The sequence below is a fragment of the Pseudomonas neuropathica genome (assembly GCF_051174785.1).
GTDB lineage: Bacteria > Pseudomonadota > Gammaproteobacteria > Pseudomonadales > Pseudomonadaceae > Aquipseudomonas > Aquipseudomonas neuropathica_A.
In genome coordinates, this window is sequence record NZ_CP195111.1 from 124,111 (window position 1) to 142,373 (window position 18,263).

Sequence of the window (18,263 nt, forward strand, 5' to 3'; positions counted from 1 at the left end):
ATCGACCGGACCCCGCTTATGGACAAGTTGCTGGCACTGAAGATGTTTGTGGAAACCGTGCGCTGCGGGGGCTATTCCTCGGCAGCGCGCAAACTCGGGATATCCACGTCGTCAGTGACACGGCAAGTGGCCGGACTGGAACACGAGTTGGGCGCGAGTTTGCTCAATCGCACCACGCGCAATACCAGTGTGACCGTTGCCGGCCAGACCTATTTCGAAAAAGCCGTGGCGATTCTCGACGCGATCGACGAAGCCGATGCTGTCGTCGCCGATCGTGGCGCCGAAGCCCAGGGCCGTCTGCGCATCAGCGTGCCGGTGGAGTTCGGCCGACGGCTGATCGCGCCGCACCTGAGCCGCTTGCTCGAGCGGCATCCGGGTCTGGAGATCAGTCTGTCGCTGAGCGATCAGGTCAGCGACCTGCTCAGCGAGCAGATCGATGTTTCCGTGCGGCTGGGATCGTCGGTGGTCAGTGAAGACATCGTCAGTAAACGCGTGGGGCAGTTCGAACGCTGGGTGGTGGCCAGTCCGGCGTATCTGGCGCGTAGCGCGGCGCTCAGTCATCCACGGGATTTGCTGGAGCACCAATGCCTGCGTTTCGATTACGGCGGCACCCACCAGCACTGGACCTTTCAGAATGAAGATGCGCCCATCCAGCTCAATGTCCACGGGCGCCTGCAAAGCAACAATGCCGATATCCTGCGCGAAGCTGCCATCGGTGGCGGCGGGGTGACGCTGCTGGCTGACTGGCTGGTGCGCGACGACGTCGCAGCCGGCCGGCTGACCCGTTTGCTTGAGCATTACGAGGTCAATCCCGGCAGTGCCAGCACCTGCATCAACGCGTTGTATTTACCCAATCACCGAGGGTCCAGCCGGATCAATGTGTTTATCGATTTCCTGATGGAAATTCTCAGCCCGGCCCCCGCGACCACTCCCGCAGCTTGATGCCTGCGGCTCAACGGCGTCCGGTCCGCGTACTGACATCAACCCAAACCGCCAACACCAGAATGCTGCCCTTGACGATCATCTGCCAGTAGCTATCGACATCGAGCATCGACATGCCGTTGTCCAGACTGGTGATAACCAGCGCGCCGAGGAGGGCGCCGTACACCGTACCGGAGCCGCCGCGCATCGAGGTGCCGCCGATAAAGCAGGCGGCGATGGCGTCGAGTTCGCCCATGCTCCCGGCCGAAGGCGAACCGGCGGCCAGGCGCGCGGTGTTGACCACGCCGGCGAGGGCGCACATCACGCCCATGATCCCGAAGATCCACAGCTTAACCGCCTGCACATTGATCCCGGACAGGCGTGTCGCTTCCATGTTGCTGCCCACGGCATACACGCGCCGGCCGAACACAGTTTGACTGGTCACGTAGCTGAACACGCCGAGCAAAACCAGCAGCAACAAGACCGGCACCGGAATGCCGTCGTAGCTGTTCAGCGTCTGTACGAAGCCGGCGAGTACGGCGCCGATCACCAACACGCGGATGACGTCACGCACTAACGAATGCGCCGCGAGGCCGTGAAGAGCGCGATTGCGCCGTTGTTTCCAGGTCAGGAACACAGTCAGCGCAAACAACAGAATGCCCAGGCCGGTGCCAATCGCATGGGGCAAGTAACCCTGGCCAATGTAAACCAGCTCCGGCGACACCGGCGCGATGGTCGTGCCGCCGGTAATCCCCAGCAAAATCCCGCGAAAAGCCAGCATGCCGCCCAGACCAACAATGAACGAGGGAATGCGCAGATAAGCCGTCATGTAGCCGTTGGCGAGGCCGATCATCAGCCCGCAGAGGGCGACCAGACTCAGGTTCGCCAACAGAGGAATGTGATAGACCACATCGAGAATCGCCGCGAGGCCACCGAGCAGGCCGAGCAATGAACCGACCGACAAATCGATCTCGCCACTGATGATCACCAGCACCATGCCGCAGGCGAGAATGCCGGTAATCGACATCTGCCGCAGCAGATTGGACAGGTTGCGCGGGGTCAGAAAACCGCCCTCGGTCTGCCAGCTGAAGAACAGCCAGATCAGCACCACGGCAAACACCAGCGCGAGCATTTTGTAGCGAGTGAACAGTTGTTTGACCTGATTCATTTACGCGGATTTCCGATCATTATTGTTATGGCTGCCAGGCTGGCTGAGGGCGGCGGCGAGCACTTGTTCCTGCGTCAATTCATGGTTGACGAAGTCGCCGCGTAACTGACCTTCGCCGATCACCAGCACGCGGTCGGAAACGCCGAGCACTTCGGCCAGCTCCGACGAGACCATGATGATCGACACGCCGGCGGCGGCCAGTGCGCCCATCAACTTGTAGATTTCGTATTTGGCGCCGACGTCCACGCCTCGGGTCGGCTCATCGAGAATCAGCACCCGGGGTTTGGCCAGCAGCATCTTCGCCAGTACGGCTTTTTGTTGATTGCCACCCGACAGACTGGTGATCGGCAGGAACGGGCTGGCGGTCTTGAGGTGCAGGCGCGAGATTTCCCGATCGATGCTGCCCAGTTCGGCTTCGGCATCGATGCGGGTCAGCTTCGAGTAGTTGTCCAGTACAGCGAGGGTGATGTTCTGGCCGACGCCCAGATCGGGAATGATGCCTTGGCGTTTGCGGTCCTCCGGCACCAGGCACAGGCCGGCGCGGATGGACTTGAGCGGCGTGCGGGTGTCGATGGCTTGCCCGTCCAGCCAGACTTCGCCCTCGTGGCGACCGGGATAAGCGCCGTAGAGTGCGGTCACCAGTTCGGTGCGGCCAGCGCCGACCAGCCCGGCGATGCCGAGGATTTCGCCGCGCTTGAGGACGAAGGAAATATCGTCGACCCGTTTGCGCTTGGGGTTGTCGACGTCGTAGCAGGTGATGTGCCGGGCCTCGAAAATCACTTCGCCGATGTCGTGCGGCTCGGCGGGGTAGAGGTTGCTCATTTCCCGCCCGACCATCTGGGTGATGATCTGTGGGATGTCCATATCAGCCATGGCGGTGGTGGCGATGTGTTTGCCATCGCGGATCACCGAAATGGTGTCGCACACGGCGGCCACTTCATCGAGCTTGTGCGAGATGTAGACGCAGGCCACGCCCTTGGCTTTGAGGTCGCGGATGATGTCCAGCAACACCTCGATTTCCGAACGGCTCAAGGCTGAGGAAGGCTCGTCGAGGATCAGCAGGCGGGCCTGTTTGTTCAGTGCCTTGGCGATCTCCACCAGTTGCTGATAACCGCCGCCGTACTGCGACACCGGCAGCGATACGTTCATGTCGGGGACTTTCAATTCACGCATCAGGGCTTCGGCGCGGTGGATCATCGCCGGGTAATTCATGCGTCCGCCTGGCAGCGTCAGTTCATGGCCCATGAAAATGTTTTCGGCCACCGACAGGTCAGGCACCAGTGTCAGTTCCTGGTGAATGATGACGATACCGGCGGCTTCCGTTTCGCTGATCGATTGCGCCCTGAGCGGTTGCCCGTCCCAGAGGATTTCACCGTCCCAGGTGCCGTGGGGGTAAACCGCCGAAAGGATTTTCATCAGCGTGGATTTGCCGGCGCCATTCTCGCCGCACAGGCCAACGCACTCGCCGGGTCTGACCTTGATGTCGATGCCGTTGAGCGCTTTGACACCGCCGAAGGTTTTGACGATACCGTTCATTTGCAGCAGATAGTCGGACATGGACAGGGCTCGTATATCAAAGACTCACACACCACTGAACCTGTGTGGGAGCGAGCCTGCTCGCGAAAGCGTCAGTTCAGACAATGCTTCGTTGACTGACACACCGCATTCGCGAGCAGGCTCGCTCCCCCAAGGGTTTTCGCATTACCGGAGATCACTTCCCGGCAATTTGCGCCTTGGTGTAGAAGCCGTCCTGTTCGAGCAGGTCGATGTTGTCCTTGGTCAGCGGGGTTGGCGTGAGCAGGATGGTGTCGACCTTTTTGCTGCCGTTGTCGTACTGCGAGCTGAAGGCGGGTTTTTCATTGCGCGCCAGTTGCACCGAGAGCTTGGCGGCTTCGGTGGCTATGAGTTTCAGCGGTTTGTACACGGTCATGGTTTGCGTGCCGGCGATCACTCGCTTGACTGCGGCAAGGTCAGCATCCTGCCCGGAAATCGGCACTTTGCCGGCCAGTTGCTGCGCCGCCAGTGCCTGAATGGCGCCGCCCGCCGTGGCGTCGTTGGAGGCGACGATGCCGTCGATTTTGTTGTCGTTACGGGTCAAGGCGTTTTCAACAATGCTCAGCGCTTCGGTCGGGTTCCATTCCTTGACCCACTGCTGGCCGACGATCTTGATATCGCCCTTGTCGATGGCCGGTTGCAGCACCTTCATCTGGCCTTCACGCAGGATCTTGGCGTTGTTGTCGGTGGGCGCACCACCGAGCAAAAAGTAATTACCCTTGGGCGCCGCTTTCAGCACGCCGCTGGCCTGCATCTCGCCGACTTTTTCGTTATCGAAGGAAATGTAGGCGTCGACATCGGCGTTAAGAATCAGTCGATCATAGGACACGACCTTGATCCCGGCTTTCTTCGCTTCGGCCACCGCGTTGGTCAGCACCGTGGCGTTGAACGGCACGATGACGATGACATCGACACCCCGGGAAATCAGGTTTTCGATCTGGGAAATCTGCTTCTGCTCGTTGGCATCCGCCGACTGCACGAAGACCTTGGCGTCCATTTTTTCTGCCGCCGCAACGAAGTAGTCACGGTCACGCGACCAGCGCTCCAGGCGCAGATCATCAATGGAGAAACCGATTTTCGGGTGGGCTGCGTCAGCCAGCACCGGCAGCGACAGCAAGGTCAGAGCAGTGGCCAATAGCGTGCGTTTTACGTTCTTCATAGTGGGGCGTCCTTTTATTGTTGTTGGAAAGACACGGCCTGACGATGAGTATCGGGCTGGTAAAACTGTAGAGAATCCGCAGACGCCGCAGGCACAGATTTGTCGTAGAAATGTCACCGCGTGGATGCGCCCGCAGACTCCCTGTGTGATCAGCGATAGATAAACCGGTTGACGATGTTCTCAAGCATTTCCTGGCGGCCGCTGACGGCTTGCGGGTTCAACTCGTTGGTGAAGGCGTGCTCAGCCAGTGATTCAAGGTTGAAGTCGCCGGCCATCACCGCTTGCCCGAACGGCTGCTGCCAGCCGGCGTAGCGTTGATCCTTGAGCCGTTGCAGCTCGTCGTTCTGCACCATGGCCGCTGCCCGCTCCAGAGACAGCGCGAGAACGTCCATGGCACCGACGTGGCCATGGAACAGATCGATCTGATCAAGGCTTTGCCGGCGAACCTTGGAGTCGAAGTTGAAACCGCCGTTCTTGAAGCCGCCGGCCTTGAGAATTTCATAGGTGGCCAGGGTCATTTCTTCGACGCTGTTGGGAAATTGATCGGTGTCCCAGCCGTTTTGCGGGTCGCCGCGGTTGGCGTCGATGCTGCCGAAAATCCCCAGGGAGACGGCCGTCGCAATTTCATGATGGAAGCTATGCCCGGCCAGCGTCGCGTGGTTGGCCTCGATGTTGACCTTGATTTCGTGCTCCAGCCCGAACTGCTGAAGAAAGCCGAACACGGTGGCGCTGTCGTAATCGTATTGGTGCTTGGTCGGCTCCTGCGGTTTGGGCTCGATCAGCAGGTCGCCGGTAAAACCGATCTTGTGCTTGTGCTCGACCACCATGCGCATGAAGCGGCCCAGTTGTTCGCGCTCGCGTTTCAAGTCCGTGTTGAGCAGGGTTTCGTAGCCTTCGCGACCGCCCCACAACACGTAGTTGGCACCTTTCAGGCGCTGGGTCGCGTTCATGGCGCTGAACACCTGGGCAGCGGCGCAGGCGAACACTTCGGGATCGGGGTTGCTCGCGGCACCCGCTGCGAAACGTGGATTGCTGAAGCAATTGGCGGTGCCCCACAGCAGCTTGATGCCGCTTTCTTCTTGGTGTCGCTCCAGGTGATCGACCATTTGCGCGAAGTGGTTGCGGTACTCCCTTAAAGACTGGCCTTCCGGGGCGACATCGGTGTCATGGAAACAGTAATAGTCGATACCCAGCTTGGAGAAGAGTTCGAAGGCTGCTGCTGCCTTGCCGATGGCCATTTCCATCGGGTCGCCAGCGTGTTGCCATGGGCGCTTGAACGTCCCCGCGCCGAATACATCGGAACCCGGCCAGACGAACGTGTGCCAGTAACAGGCGGCCATGCGCAGGTGTTCGCGCATGGGTTTGCCGAGGATGAGTTTGTCGGCGTCGTAATGACGAAAGGAGAGGGGAGAATCGCTGTTCGGGCCTTCGTAGCGAATCGCATCGACATCGGGGAAATACTGCATGGACCTTGTCCTTGTTGTTCTTGGCGGTGTCTCGATACTAGCAACGGCCCTATGCCCGTTGATTATGAAAAACATCAACACGGGGTGCGATTTTGCGTATTGAGCTTCTTCGGCCAGGCGCCTAGTCTTTGCCAATCGCCTCTATGACAAGAGGCCCGGAACAAGCATAAAAACAATGAAAACCGTACCGCCTGTTCACCGCATCGCCCTGTTGTTCAACGGCAGCAAGATCTATGACCGTGGCATCATCAGCGGCATCGGCAACTACCTGAGCAGCACCCGTGCCTCGTGGGATCTGTTTCTCGAAGAGGACTTTCTCTGTCGCTTGAAAGGCATCGAGCGTTGGCAGGGCGACGGGATCATCGCCGACTTCGACGACCCGCTGATTGGCGAGGCGTTGGCCGATATCCAGATGCCGGTGGTAGCAGTAGGGGGCTCGTACGAGGATAAACGCGCCTATCCGAAAGCGATTCCCTACGTCGCCACCGATAACAACGCGCTGATGACGTTGGCTTATACGCACTTGATCGAGGCGGGACTGCAGCGTTTTGCCTGCTTCAGCCTGCCGGAAGCGCAGGCCAACCGCTGGGCTCAGGAGCGCGAAAAAGCCTTTCGCAAACTGATGAAACGCGACGGCTTGCACGGCGAAATCTATCGCGGCATGGGCACCAGCGCACCGCTCTGGGACAGTGCCGTCGAACAACTGATTGCCTGGCTGCAAAGCCTGCCCAAGCCCATCGGCATCATCGCCGTCAGCGACGCCCGCGCGCGCCAGTTGCTGCAAGCCTGCTTGACCGCCGGGATTGCCGTGCCGGAGCAGGTGGCGCTGATTGGCATCGACAATGATCCGCTGACCCGCAGCCTGACTCGAGTGCCGCTGAGCTCGGTTATTCAGGGCACGGAAACCATGGGCCGAACCGCCGCGCAGTTACTCCATCAGATGCTTCACGGCATGCCGTCGACCGGCACGCAGATCCTGATCCCGCCGGATGCTGTGAACGTGCAGGTGTCGAGTTTGCACCAGCCATTGGGTAATCCCTATGTCATGCAGGCGCTGTTGTTCATCCGCCAATATGCTTGCCAAGGCATTAAAACGGCGCAGGTGGCGGCTTATGTTGGTGTTTCGCGTTCGTCACTTGAAGCGCATTTCCGCGCCGAGCGAGGCTGCAGCGTGCATGACGAGATCCTGCGTTTCAAACTGGCAGCGGCCACCAGCGGATTGAAAAATACTGACTCGGTGATTGCCGACGTTGCGCGCAGTTGCGGGTTTAAATCTGCGCAGTATCTGCACACGGTGTTTCGGCGGGAGTTTGGCTGTACACCGCGGGAGTATCTGCAGGGGCAGCGACGCGCTGGTGTTTGAGCAAGCGGTTGCGGATTACGACTGGGTTTTATGTTGTAACGAGGGAACGATTGAAGATGCGAAGAGGCAAGTGGTTGATGAGATCTATAAGGTGCCGGGGTGATTGTCGAAATGGAGACAGGTGTTGTCGCAAGGGCGCATAGCGTAATACATGATTTAACATAATATACATTACACGTAACACGATGTTACGAGATCAGACCGGTTGCACAGTGGATTTCAACCTGCAGAATTGCCCTGAATCCGATCCACAGCTTTTCCTTGAATTCGACGGCGCTCAACCCTCATCACGCGTCAGCTTTTCGATCAGCGTTCGATGCTGTGGGAATTGCTGCGTGAGTTTCTGCCGATCACCCATTTCCATGTCGGCAAAATCAAATCCTGGCGAAACGGCTTCGCTGATCAGCCCAAATCCGTTTTCGCCGTCGAGCAACCGTGAAGCTTTCCATATTCCACCTGGGACGTGTAACTGCAAAAGCTGTCCTGCCAGAATGTCGGTGCCCATTACCAATGTCTGCAACGAGCCATCAGCATCAATCAGGCTGTACTCAATGGCGTCGCCCAGGTGGAAATAATGCAGGATGTCGGATCGATTGAAATGAAACTGGCCCACCGGTGATTGCTGATCCAGCAGATAGTAAATCGAGGTCATCAGATACCGTGGGCCGCTGGGGGTTTCGAGTAGATCGCGATGATCGGCCTGATAGGTTCTGCGGAAGTAGCCACCTTCGAGGTGAGGCTGCAGATCCAACGTTTTAATAATGTCTCCAGCTTTCGCTTCACGCATGATAATGGTCTCTTCTGCGTCGAATATGATGCCATTTTACGCTAACTCGACTAAACGGCCATTTAGTGTAGTTAAACGTGAGCCGCAAGCTTTCTAGTAAATATAGGGCCACGCTCGCACCGCTGCTTTTGAAATTCGCTACGCCGGTGGTATCGCCAGGCAATCATGACGGAGTCGCCCTATCCTCTACGCAAAACCTCCCCCCGATCGGCTTCTTCGTGGGCACCTTTTTTCAATTACTGCCGGACCAAGGCAACTCGGTGACTATCGCGCCGGTACTCCCTCGATCAGGTAGACATCCGTCCTGGCTGAACGCTGGCGGACTTTCCTCAGTTCCGTGTATTCCACTGAGTTGTACCAAGCCTGGGCTTTTTCGACGCTGGCGAACTCGATGACAACACGGCGCCGCTTTGGCGCTTCGCCTTCAAGCGAAATGGTCTTTCCGCCACGCACGATGAAATGTCCGCCATAGGGTTTGAAGGTTGATTCAACCTGTGCACTGTAAGGCTTCATCCCCTCGGGATCAGTTACTTCAAACTCGGCGACATAGTAGGCCGGTGCTGCTGCCGCATGGGCGTCGGATGCCATCACCTGAGAACTGCCCGCCGCAAAATACGCCAGTCCTGCCATCGCAATCGCCATCAAATTTTTCATCACTTTCCTCCATTTAAAAAATCAGTCTTCCCAGCGCGCAAATCTCTTTCGAACTGGCCGGCTACGGCGCAGGTCGGGGGCTAAGTTCGATTGGCGCGGTTTCAATCAAGCGCTTCGACACAATCATCGACTGGGTTGTGGCAGCGTACTTTTTGAAGTGCGGCGATTCGATATGGCTTCGGTATGCCGAGTCGCTGGCGTAGATTTCGAAGAAATGGAACCAGTTTGGGCGGTCGACTTCGGCGACGGCGTAGATTGATATGACGCCCGGCTCTGTTCGAGTCGACTCTGAGATTTCTTCTTTGACTGCGGCTTGATAGGCCGCAACCTGTGCAGGATCGATTTCGAGTTGCGCGATGCGCACCACCAAGCCATTTTCCCCGGCGGCCAGGGCTTGTCCTGCCAGTAATCCAGCCAATGCCACCACTCCTAATAAACGTTTACCCATCATGTTTCCCCTCCTTCACTGCGGCAGCGCATACGCCACCACGTAGTCACCCTTCTGCGTCGTGGCTGAATTACCGCCAGCGCTTACGACTAAATATTGTCGGCCACTTTTTGGCGAAACGTACGTCATCGGTGTTGCCTCGGCCCCGACCGGCAACCGCCCCTTCCACAGCTCTTTGCCGCTACGAACATCAAAAGCGCGGATGTAAAAGTCCTGCGCGGCGGCGATGAACACCAACCCACTGGACGTGGTAATCGGCCCGCCGCGAGTCGGCATGCCGATTGGCATAGACAGGTGAGTGGCGATTCCGAGTGGACCCGTTTGCTCGGTCGTCCCCAACGGTATAGACCAGGCGACCTTGCGCGTCGTCAAATCAATCGCGCTGATCGTGCCGTATGGAGGCTCTTGGCAAGGGATTCCCAAGGGAGACAGAAACCGTCCCATCTCGATACCCCATGGTGTACCCGCTTGGGGAGCGTTGCCCTCATGGCCGCCACCTGTTGTGCCTGCGTCATCATAGGCTTTTCGGGGAATCATCCGGCTCCAGGTGGCAACCCTGGTGTCATTGACGATCATGTAACCCAGGTTCTCGGCAACGGAAACGGAACCCCAATTCATACCGCCCAGCCAGCTCGGATACTGCAGGGTCAGGCGTTCACTGGGTGGCGTGAACTCACCTTCGTATCGTGCCTTGCGGAAGTCGATTCTGCAGATCAGTTGATCTAGCGGTGTCAGCCCCCACATCCGTTTTTCGCTTAATGGTTCTGTACCCAGGGCCGGCATTCCAACCGAATACGGTTGTGTGGGCGACAGCCGATCATCTGCAACGCCTCCTTGCGGAACCTGGCGCTCTTCGACTTGAGCGATCGGCGTGCCGCTACGTCGATCCAGCATGAAGATCTGGCCGCGCTTGGTAGTTTGAATCAGCGCCGGTAGCGTTCCACCCTGACCGTCCGGCACGTCATACAGCGCTGGTTGCGACGGCACGTCGTAATCCCAAAGGTCATGATGCACTGTCTGGAAGTGCCAACGCTCACGGCCAGTGGCGATATCCAGCGCTACGATTGATGACGAGTAACGATCATCCGCCGCAGTCCTGTGGCCGCCCCAAAAGTCGGGCGTGGCGTTACCGGTTGGAAGATAGATCAGACCCAGTTCATCGTCGAAAGCCGGGGTCGACCAGACGTTGGGCGTTCCCGCGGTATAGCTCTGGCCTTCAGGCGGTTCACCCGTGATGGCCGGATTGCCCAAATCCCACGCCCAAACGAGTGTTCCTGTGTGGACGTCAAAGGCGCGAACGACACCCGAGGGTTCACCCGTTTTCTGGTTATCCCACACCAGCCCCCCGACCACCACTAGATTGCGCACGACTGTCGGAGCTGCTGTCGGAAAATAGAGGTCCTGATCAGCGCTGCCCATACCGCTGCGCAAACTAACGCTGCCGTGATCACCGAAATCGTCGCAGGATTTTCCCGTTTGCGCGTCGACAGCAACAATGCGAGCGTCGACAGTCGTTGAAATGATCCGGCGCGAGCAGGCTGGTACGGGTATCTGAACGTCAGCGGTTGAAACCTCAGCCGTTGCAGCGTGATAACCCACTCCTCGGCAGCGCGGATACACGTTGTTAGGCTGTACATTCGGGTTGTGGCGCCAGATCTCTTTTCCCGAATCAGCGTCCAGAGCGAATAACTGGCTCGACTGCGTACAGCCATAAAGCACACCGTTAACGTGAAGCGGTGTGACAACGTGCCCTTCCCTGCCCTGCGGAATCTCTCCGGTGCGGTACGTCCAGGCCACTTTCAAATCGGATACGTTGCGCGGGTTGATCTGGTCCAGCACAGCGTGACGCGTACCTGACGGGGTGCGCCCGAAATAACGCCAATCCGCAGCAGGTTCGACGAGGCCCACGGCCTTGCCAGCAACAGGGGCTGAAGTTCCTTCTGCAGTCTGGATGGGTTGCGGTTGCAGGGCTGCATAAAACGTAGCGCCTAAGGCCACGGCCACCACGGCGGCGCCTGCGTAAGCGATTTTGCTGATCAAAGAGTTGTCGCCATTGCGCAGCCACGGCATTGCCAGCAATACCAACAGCGCTAACACTGCCAGCGCCATCAGACGGGAAAACAGCGGCCAGAACGCGAAGCCAACGTCCCATACAGACCAGACGACGGAAGCAAGGAAAACCAAAAGGAAAACGACGGCCCCCGAAGCTCGACGGCGAACCAGTTGCAGGCCACCGAGCGTCATGCCAAGGCCCGCAAGCGCGAAGTACCAGGAGCCGCCCAAGGTCATGAGATAACTGCCGCCCGCGAACATGAATAACCCAGCCAGCAGGATGATGATGCCCAATGCAATCACCGTCATCATTCTTGCTTTGGATGGATTCGATTCTGACATGTAGCTCTTCCTTTGATGGACGGGTGGACGTCAGGCATGGATCGCAAAGGCCGCGCTGCCAGTGGTTCAAGCATTGATTCCCAGCTGCATATTCCAATGCCGCACTTTTGGTCAACCCAATCACACCATGCTTGATGGGGTGTGTGCGCACGGGCCACCCACGCTAATGAAGGAGGAAGAACATGAATATGGGGCAAATCCGGGATGTTCTGATGAGTGATGCTCAGCAATCCAGATAGCGATTGCGCTAGAGGGCTCTAGTCAGTAGGAGCAGGCACACAGCCGGACTAATGAGAGATATTCATCGCTTCATGTCGGTTTTGCCGTGTAGTGTTCAGGTGGGTCTTGGAATAGTTTGTCAGCTCTATTGCATATCCAGCAGGAGCTTGCCTCATGAGAACACTCGTCACCGCCTCGATGCTGACGGCCGCGATTCTGTCCGACGTCTCTGCGCATGCAGCGGATCTCCCTAAGGATCAAGCCATGAGCATCGTCAGGAATGGTGAGCAAGCCTCACTGATGGGGGCTCCAGCTAATTTCGTCGGCAACGCAAGGATCGATCCTCTTTTCGCCGCGCCGGAACCCTCTACTGTTTCTGCAGGTGCGGTGACCTTCCAGCCGGGGGCTCGGTCTGCTTGGCATACACATCCTAAAGGCCAGGCGCTTGTCGTCACCGCGGGCGTGGGTTGGATTCAGCAGGTGGGCGGTGAAAAAACTGTAATAAAGGCAGGCGATGTGATCTGGACTCCACCCGGCGTCAAACACTGGCACGGGGCGACCGCGACCACGGGGATGACCCATATCGCGATCCAGGAGGCCGCGGATGGCAAGAATGTCGTATGGATGGAGCCGGTCAGCGAAGCGCAATATGAGGCATCGCGGTGAGGCCGCTCATGGCTCATCAAGGGGCTGCAGCTCGCGGATGAGGTCGATCAACAGACGCAGGCCCATCGGTAACTGTCGGTGACTTGAGTAATACATGTGAAAACCAGGTGCGATGCTGGCCCAATCATCAAGCACTGTTGTGACGTACCCACTCGCGATAAGCGGCGCCATGGCCGGCTCTGGGGCATACATCAAACCGGCTCCCTGGCGAGCCAAAGACAGGCCGACACGGGTTTCATCGATGGTGATCAACCCAGGCACCGCAATCGAAACGGCTTCCTCGCCCTTCTCGAATTCCCAGTCGTACATACAGCCGTTGCCCAAGCGAATGCGTAAACAACGATGCTTGAGCAAATCCTGCGGATGCTCTGGAACACCAAAGCGCTTCAGGTATTGCGGAGCGCCGGCGACGACCCAGCGTATGTCCGGAGACAAACGTTGCGCGATCATGTCCTCCGGCACAGTGCCGCCGTAGCGTATACCTGCGTCATGACCACCGCCGATAACATCGACGATCAGGTTGGTCACTGTCAGGTCAATCTGGATCTCCGGGTAGCGGTCGTTGAAGACGGGCAATACCGGGCCGAGCAGAAGATCCGCGGCATCGCTGAGCAAGTTCAAGCGGATACGACCCGTAGGCTCATCGCGGAAACGATTGAGAACCTCCATGGCCTGCCCCATTTCAAGCATGGGTTCACTGATCAGCTTGTGCAGTTCCTCACCCGCTGCAGTGAGGGTGACGCTGCGAGTGGTGCGATTGAGTAGACGGACGCCGATTCTGCTTTCCAGCCCCTTGATCGCGTGGCTCAAGGCGGAGGCGCTGATGCCCACCTCTTTGCCTGCGCGATTGAAGCTTTGATGGCGGGCAATGGCGAGAAAGTAGACAAAATCTGCGAGGTTGGCGCGGCTTACATTCATGAGGCCTCACAACTTGAAATCGGGATGGAAGCCGGACGAGCGACCACGTCAGATGATTCTACGGATCACGTAAGCGTATTTTGATGAATTTCCCTCATTAAACTGTCGCATCAGACTCATCAGTTGAATTCCCTGATCGGGAACGAAGGCCGGAAATCGGCTTCGTATCGCTATTTGCCACCGAGACTCCCTCCCCCATCGACGCTGATCACCTGGCCGGTAACGAAGGATGCTCCCTCGCTCAGCAGGAAGGTAATCAGCGAGGCCACTTCTGATGGCGTGCCCAGTCTTTGCATCGGAATCGTGGACAGGATCTGACGCTCACCTTCACTACCCACGGGGCGGTTTTTTCGGAAAAGCTCGGTGTCTAAAGGGCCCGGTGCGACGGCATTGACCGTAATGCCAATGGGCGCCAACTCAAGTGCCCATGTACGCGTGACCCCCACCAATGCACTTTTTGCCGCCGCGTAAGCGGTTCTGTCCCGGGCTCCAAAAATGGCACGGCTGCAGACATTCACGATGCGTCCCGCAGACGATCGCTTGAGAGATGGCAGGCAAGCCTGGGTGATTTGTACCGAGGCTCTGACATTCAGGTCAAAAACGTTTTGGAGTGTTTCGAGTTCAAGCGTTTCCAGGCTTTGCGGGGACGCGACGCCTGCGTTATTGACGACGGCATCAATAGAGGTCTGCTCCAGGAGTTTCTCAAGCATTTCCCTCGTTTGCTGAGCATCGCTTAAATCACAGAGCAGCAGCTTCCCGGGAAAATCATCAACCGGATGTCTGGCAATGCCGACCACATCCCAGCCTGCCTGATTCAACTGAGTACTGAGTGCAAAACCGATGCCTTTGGTTGCACCTGTGACCAGTGCAGTTCGGCTGTTGTTCATGGTTACCCTCTTATCATCCGACGCCAGACCTATTGATAACACTGCACAGGCATCAAAGCTTTTTGCTTTGAAGCCAGTTATCAATGGCAACAACGAGTTCTGACTTGCACTCCACCGGCAGCCAGTGCGCGCCTGGCAGGCTCGTTATGGTGAGGTCTGCACAAGCCGACCGCATCGGGTCGCCCAATCGATTGCCGTTGATGTTGTTCATCTGATCGTAGTCGCCGTTCACAAACAGCACAGGCAATGACAACCTGCCGCCATCCGGCGCGCGACGAGCGTAGGCGATGTTGGCGTCATCGTTTAGATACCATGCGCAGGGAGAGCGGAAGCCTCGCTCCTCGAATGCCTGCACCAGTACGGAGAAGTCCGTCACTGGCCAGAGCCGCAGATCAGGCTGCGTAGGCGGCGCACGATGACTGACGCCGAACCGCCCTCCTTTGCGTGTCACTTCGGCATTCGAGGCGACCTTGCCAATACTCGCCGGGTCTCCGCGTCGATAAATCGAAGCCAGCGATGCCGCTTTGTCCGCGTCCAGATCAGCGACGGCGGATGCGAAGTGCGTGTTGTAGTAGCGGTAATAGTCCCATTGACCATCAGGATACTGATTGGCTGGGTAGATCGCCCGGTCAACCAGTGGAATCAGCGTCGACAAAGCGTTCGTGTCGGGGAAATACGGCACGGAGATCAGCACCACGCCACGACTGCGCTGTGGTTCATGAGCCACCAATTCACCGGCCACTACACTGCCCCAATCATGGCCAACCCAGACAGCGGGCTTGCCGTCGAGATGGTCATGAAGTTCGGCCATGTCCGCCACGATTTTTTCCATCGTATATTCATCGGTGGATTCTGGCGCGGCAGAACGGCCGTAGCCGCGCATATCCGGTGCAACGCAGTGCCAGCCTTTTGCAGCGAACGCTTCCATCTGCGCGCGCCAGACCAGGCTAATCTCCGGCCAACCATGCAGGAACATCATCAGCGGCCCGTCGTCTGGCCCGGACTCCAAATAATGCGTCGTATGGCGCGGGGTACTGAAAATGCGTGAGGTCAGCGTGAGTGTGAACATGAGAACTCCCCTGCTTGATTTTTGCTTGGCGGTAAGGGGAGCAATCGGCCAAAAGCAGCCTCTTCACTGTGCCCCCATTGCGTCCAAAACCGGCGTTTTCACTTCAGGGATTTGTCACTCATCCCCCCAAATTTGCTGGCAAGCATTTCCCGGACAGCACCGACCAGATCAGACTCGCCAGTACGCGCAGGCAACAGGCTGAACTCAACGTCGGGCAAAGCCGGTAACGGGAAGGCTGGCCGGCAAATCTCTGCGCCCACCGGCACAGCCGAGGCATTCAGGCAAGCGACGCCCAGACCCGCCATCAGTGCTGATTGCAGCCCTGCTACTCCGGACGCGGAATGGGCAATCACATAAGGCACCTTATGTGCGCCCAGCGTCTCTCGGGTAAAACGTTGGAGACTGCATCCCTGCGGTAGCACCAATAGCGGCAACGCGCCATCTTCTTCGTTCCTCGGCTCAGACCCCATGGCTGATACCCAATGCAATGCTTCCCGACGTACCGGGATGCCCTCGGGAAGGCTGCGGCCATCAAGTATGCGCATTGAAAGGCCGATATCGAAGTCACCTGCATCTGCACCGCTTTCTATCTGCATACTCTTTCGCACCGACACATGCAGTCGAAGGCGTGGATATCTCAGGCGCAGTTGCTTCAACAACTCAGCAATCGAAACGGGCAAGAAGTAGTCGGTGATCGCCAATCTCAATTCGCCGGCAAACGTCACTCCGCGTACGTCTTCAAGCGCGCGATCACTCATGGCCAACAGTTCTCGTGCATGCACCATCAATCGCTCCCCCGCCGGAGTAGGCCGGACACCCTTTTTGCCCCGCTCCAGCAGCGTTACACCGGCGAATGCTTCCAGCTTGCGTAATTGTTCGCTCAACGCTGATTGTGACCGGCACAGGTGCGGCGCGGCCTCCGAAAGACTACCGGAAGCCATGGCAACGGTGAAGGAACGCAAGAGATCCAGGTCAAAGGGGCGCATGTTGATCCTGCCGTTTTTCCGATAGATGAATGCATATCTTCCGGCTTTTCAGCATCAACGCAACTTCTTACTCTTCGCTGACATTCATTGCCCGAGAAGGAGTTCAACATGCCCGGTATTACACTCAAGATTTCTGGCGATCCGAACCTTGAACTGGTCCATAGCATCGTCCCCAAACTCACCGCCTTGACCTGTGAAGTGCTGGAAAAGCGACCGGAACAGACACTGGTGATGGTGCAGTTCCTGCCTCATGAACTTTGGTTCATCAATAACCTTTCACTGGCCGAACAAGGACGCAACTCGTTCCGTCTGGAGATCACCATCACGGATGAAAGCAATACCAAGGCCCAGAAAGCGCGCTATCAACATGAGGCTTTCGAGTTGCTGGCCAAAGAAATAGGAAATGTACACCCGCACTCAAACATACATGTGATCGACTGCCGCGCCAGCGCCTACGGCTATGGCGGTTTGAGCCAGGAGTACAAGCTCCACCACCCTTGAGAGTCCGTCCGCCGCGTTGGTGTTGTTAGACTTCACATAGGTATCGAACCAGCGTGGCGACTTCAGTGGGATGACCGCTATGGATCGGAAGCGGTCGTCATGAGCGTCGGCTCTTATTGGGCCGCACGTATAAGGATCCGAAATAACTCACTCGGTCGAAGGGACGGAAGCTTTGCTGCCCAAGCGTATGAGTTCATTGGAGAAACACAGGCCGACTATGATCAGCACCGCTCCCGCATAGAGGCTTTCGCGCGGTACTTCATTGAGCGCCACAAACGCCAGCAGCGCGGCAAACAGTGGCTCGGTCAATTCCAGCGCTTGTACTTGGGATGGCTTGAGATACTCGATGGCCTTGGTCGTGCAGAAGAAGCCCAGGATTGTCGGCAGCGTGGCCAACGCCAGCAGCGCGGCGATCGCCATCGGCGACAACTCGCCTATTACAAAACCATCGGCGGCAGCCGGCATCAGCAAGTACAGGCTGCCAAAGAACAGCAATTGCCGGGTGAAGTGCAGTCCCCCCGACACCCCCATACGCTTCATGGCCACCGAAAAGGCGCCATAGCCGGAACCGGCCACGGCGGCGAGCGCAGCACCTTGCAATGTAAAGCCCTGCTGCAGGTCGCCGCCGAAGATCACCGAGATTCCGGCGATAGCCAGAGCCGCGCCAACAGTAGCGTTCGCGGTGATCGCGTCCTTGAGAAAAATGCGCCCCAGAATGATCGAGGAAATTGACGCGCTGGCCATCAGCACCACCACCACACCTGCCGCAGCGTAGTGTCGATAGGCGGACGTTTCGAAATGGAACAGCACAAAGATGCCAAGAAACGCGCAGACAGCCGCCTGCGTCCATTTGGTCGACGCCGCCGGGCGCTTGAGGAAAAACAACAGGATCGAGAGAAGCACGCAACCCAGTACGGTCTTGATGACAGCAACACTGGTAGAGGTGAAACCATTACTCATGAGTATTTTGCTGAGTACACCGATCGTTGCGTTCAGTGCCGCAGCGGAGAGTGCAAATATGACGCCTTTCCTGAAAGTCGATTGCATGGATGACGATCCCTGTCTCTGAATGGTCGTTCGATTGAAAGCCGCCCTGTATCGAC

The 18,263-nt window shown here is 57.7% G+C and carries 17 protein-coding genes and 1 pseudogene; 5 read left to right on the forward strand and 13 right to left on the reverse strand.

The genetic code is table 11. The annotated features are described in order from the left end of the window. The first annotated feature begins 18 nt into the window (after nucleotides 1-18). Nucleotides 19-942 (forward strand): LysR family transcriptional regulator, encoded by a 924-nt coding sequence (locus ACRRSD_RS00580; RefSeq protein ID WP_435036662.1) that lies wholly within the window; start codon nucleotides 19-21, stop codon nucleotides 940-942. 10 nt (nucleotides 943-952) lie between these two features. Here the strand turns inward: ACRRSD_RS00580 and ACRRSD_RS00585 are convergent, their stop codons facing one another. From ACRRSD_RS00585 to xylA, 4 genes are all read right to left on the reverse strand, one after another. Further along, on the reverse strand, nucleotides 953-2,089 hold the full coding sequence (locus ACRRSD_RS00585) for a sugar ABC transporter permease (RefSeq protein WP_016986081.1): 1,137 nt from the start codon (nucleotides 2,087-2,089) through the stop codon (nucleotides 953-955). Then, a complete protein-coding gene (gene xylG / locus ACRRSD_RS00590; RefSeq protein WP_435036663.1) occupies nucleotides 2,090-3,646 on the reverse strand; it encodes a D-xylose ABC transporter ATP-binding protein in 1,557 nt (518 codons plus the stop codon). 154 nt (nucleotides 3,647-3,800) lie between these two features. Continuing rightward, nucleotides 3,801-4,802, reverse strand: coding sequence for a D-xylose ABC transporter substrate-binding protein (gene xylF / locus ACRRSD_RS00595; protein WP_435036664.1), 1,002 nt, complete (start codon nucleotides 4,800-4,802; stop codon nucleotides 3,801-3,803). A gap of 149 nt (nucleotides 4,803-4,951) precedes the next feature. After that, on the reverse strand, nucleotides 4,952-6,268 hold the full coding sequence (gene xylA / locus ACRRSD_RS00600) for a xylose isomerase (RefSeq protein WP_435036665.1): 1,317 nt from the start codon (nucleotides 6,266-6,268) through the stop codon (nucleotides 4,952-4,954). 175 nt (nucleotides 6,269-6,443) lie between these two features. Between xylA and ACRRSD_RS00605 the strand changes: the two genes are divergently transcribed. Continuing rightward, nucleotides 6,444-7,631: a XylR family transcriptional regulator gene (locus ACRRSD_RS00605; RefSeq protein ID WP_435036666.1), complete on the forward strand. Its 1,188-nt coding sequence runs from the start codon at nucleotides 6,444-6,446 to the stop codon at nucleotides 7,629-7,631. After that, a pseudogene (locus ACRRSD_RS00610) lies at nucleotides 7,627-7,734 on the forward strand (thymidylate kinase); the annotation flags it as partial. The gene ACRRSD_RS00605 and the pseudogene ACRRSD_RS00610, both read left to right, overlap by 5 nt. A gap of 174 nt (nucleotides 7,735-7,908) precedes the next feature. Here ACRRSD_RS00610 and ACRRSD_RS00615 read toward each other — a convergent pair. The 4 genes from ACRRSD_RS00615 to ACRRSD_RS00630 all read right to left on the reverse strand — a co-directional run bounded on the left by ACRRSD_RS00615 (nucleotide 7,909) and on the right by ACRRSD_RS00630 (nucleotide 11,914). After that, the gene (locus tag ACRRSD_RS00615; protein WP_435036667.1) at nucleotides 7,909-8,418 is read right to left on the reverse strand and encodes a cupin domain-containing protein; all 510 of its coding nucleotides are present in this window, start codon (nucleotides 8,416-8,418) and stop codon (nucleotides 7,909-7,911) included. 264 nt (nucleotides 8,419-8,682) lie between these two features. Then, nucleotides 8,683-9,072, reverse strand: a complete 390-nt coding sequence (locus ACRRSD_RS00620) for a DUF1330 domain-containing protein (RefSeq protein ID WP_435036668.1) — start codon at nucleotides 9,070-9,072, stop codon at nucleotides 8,683-8,685. Between the two features lie 61 nt (nucleotides 9,073-9,133). After that, a complete protein-coding gene (locus ACRRSD_RS00625) occupies nucleotides 9,134-9,523 on the reverse strand; it encodes a putative quinol monooxygenase (RefSeq protein ID WP_435036669.1) in 390 nt (129 codons plus the stop codon). Nucleotides 9,524-9,535: 12 nt separating this feature from the next. Next, a complete protein-coding gene (locus ACRRSD_RS00630; RefSeq protein WP_435036670.1) occupies nucleotides 9,536-11,914 on the reverse strand; it encodes a membrane-bound PQQ-dependent dehydrogenase, glucose/quinate/shikimate family in 2,379 nt (792 codons plus the stop codon). Nucleotides 11,915-12,307: 393 nt separating this feature from the next. Between ACRRSD_RS00630 and ACRRSD_RS00635 the strand changes: the two genes are divergently transcribed. Then, nucleotides 12,308-12,799 carry a (R)-mandelonitrile lyase gene (locus tag ACRRSD_RS00635; RefSeq protein WP_435036671.1) on the forward strand — a complete coding sequence of 164 codons (492 nt, stop codon included), beginning with the start codon at nucleotides 12,308-12,310 and terminating at the stop codon, nucleotides 12,797-12,799. Nucleotides 12,800-12,805: 6 nt separating this feature from the next. Here the strand turns inward: ACRRSD_RS00635 and ACRRSD_RS00640 are convergent, their stop codons facing one another. The 4 genes from ACRRSD_RS00640 to ACRRSD_RS00655 form a co-directional block, all read right to left on the reverse strand. Next, entirely contained in the window at nucleotides 12,806-13,717 is a 912-nt protein-coding gene (locus ACRRSD_RS00640; protein ID WP_435036672.1) for a LysR family transcriptional regulator, read from the reverse strand. A gap of 170 nt (nucleotides 13,718-13,887) precedes the next feature. Next, entirely contained in the window at nucleotides 13,888-14,604 is a 717-nt protein-coding gene (locus ACRRSD_RS00645; RefSeq protein ID WP_435036673.1) for an SDR family oxidoreductase, read from the reverse strand. 52 nt (nucleotides 14,605-14,656) lie between these two features. Continuing rightward, nucleotides 14,657-15,673, reverse strand: coding sequence for an alpha/beta hydrolase (locus tag ACRRSD_RS00650; RefSeq protein WP_435036674.1), 1,017 nt, complete (start codon nucleotides 15,671-15,673; stop codon nucleotides 14,657-14,659). Nucleotides 15,674-15,771: 98 nt separating this feature from the next. After that, complete coding sequence (locus ACRRSD_RS00655; protein ID WP_435036675.1) at nucleotides 15,772-16,659, reverse strand: LysR family transcriptional regulator; 888 nt, start codon at nucleotides 16,657-16,659, stop codon at nucleotides 15,772-15,774. Between the two features lie 108 nt (nucleotides 16,660-16,767). On the opposite strand from ACRRSD_RS00655, the gene ACRRSD_RS00660 reads away from it, so the two are divergent. Further along, nucleotides 16,768-17,160: a tautomerase family protein gene (locus ACRRSD_RS00660; RefSeq protein ID WP_435036676.1), complete on the forward strand. Its 393-nt coding sequence runs from the start codon at nucleotides 16,768-16,770 to the stop codon at nucleotides 17,158-17,160. A 147-nt stretch (nucleotides 17,161-17,307) separates the two neighbouring features. Here ACRRSD_RS00660 and ACRRSD_RS00665 read toward each other — a convergent pair whose 3' ends face one another. Beyond that, nucleotides 17,308-18,207: a DMT family transporter gene (locus ACRRSD_RS00665; RefSeq protein WP_435036677.1), complete on the reverse strand. Its 900-nt coding sequence runs from the start codon at nucleotides 18,205-18,207 to the stop codon at nucleotides 17,308-17,310. Between the last annotated feature and the right edge of the window lie 56 nt (nucleotides 18,208-18,263).

Coding starts and splice junctions, on each gene's coding strand:
- xylA (WP_435036665.1), bottom strand. CDS start 6,268: ATGCAGTATTTCCCCGATGTCGATGCGATTCGCTACGAAGGCCCGAAC.
- ACRRSD_RS00655 (WP_435036675.1), bottom strand. CDS start 16,659: ATGCGCCCCTTTGACCTGGATCTCTTGCGTTCCTTCACCGTTGCCATG.
- ACRRSD_RS00605 (WP_435036666.1), top strand. CDS start 6,444: ATGAAAACCGTACCGCCTGTTCACCGCATCGCCCTGTTGTTCAACGGC.
- xylG (WP_435036663.1), bottom strand. CDS start 3,646: ATGTCCGACTATCTGCTGCAAATGAACGGTATCGTCAAAACCTTCGGC.
- ACRRSD_RS00615 (WP_435036667.1), bottom strand. CDS start 8,418: ATGCGTGAAGCGAAAGCTGGAGACATTATTAAAACGTTGGATCTGCAG.
- ACRRSD_RS00665 (WP_435036677.1), bottom strand. CDS start 18,207: ATGCAATCGACTTTCAGGAAAGGCGTCATATTTGCACTCTCCGCTGCG.
- ACRRSD_RS00585 (WP_016986081.1), bottom strand. CDS start 2,089: ATGAATCAGGTCAAACAACTGTTCACTCGCTACAAAATGCTCGCGCTG.
- ACRRSD_RS00630 (WP_435036670.1), bottom strand. CDS start 11,914: ATGTCAGAATCGAATCCATCCAAAGCAAGAATGATGACGGTGATTGCA.
- ACRRSD_RS00635 (WP_435036671.1), top strand. CDS start 12,308: ATGAGAACACTCGTCACCGCCTCGATGCTGACGGCCGCGATTCTGTCC.
- ACRRSD_RS00645 (WP_435036673.1), bottom strand. CDS start 14,604: ATGAACAACAGCCGAACTGCACTGGTCACAGGTGCAACCAAAGGCATC.
- ACRRSD_RS00580 (WP_435036662.1), top strand. CDS start 19: ATGGACAAGTTGCTGGCACTGAAGATGTTTGTGGAAACCGTGCGCTGC.
- ACRRSD_RS00640 (WP_435036672.1), bottom strand. CDS start 13,717: ATGAATGTAAGCCGCGCCAACCTCGCAGATTTTGTCTACTTTCTCGCC.
- ACRRSD_RS00660 (WP_435036676.1), top strand. CDS start 16,768: ATGCCCGGTATTACACTCAAGATTTCTGGCGATCCGAACCTTGAACTG.
- ACRRSD_RS00620 (WP_435036668.1), bottom strand. CDS start 9,072: ATGAAAAATTTGATGGCGATTGCGATGGCAGGACTGGCGTATTTTGCG.
- ACRRSD_RS00650 (WP_435036674.1), bottom strand. CDS start 15,673: ATGTTCACACTCACGCTGACCTCACGCATTTTCAGTACCCCGCGCCAT.
- xylF (WP_435036664.1), bottom strand. CDS start 4,802: ATGAAGAACGTAAAACGCACGCTATTGGCCACTGCTCTGACCTTGCTG.
- ACRRSD_RS00625 (WP_435036669.1), bottom strand. CDS start 9,523: ATGATGGGTAAACGTTTATTAGGAGTGGTGGCATTGGCTGGATTACTG.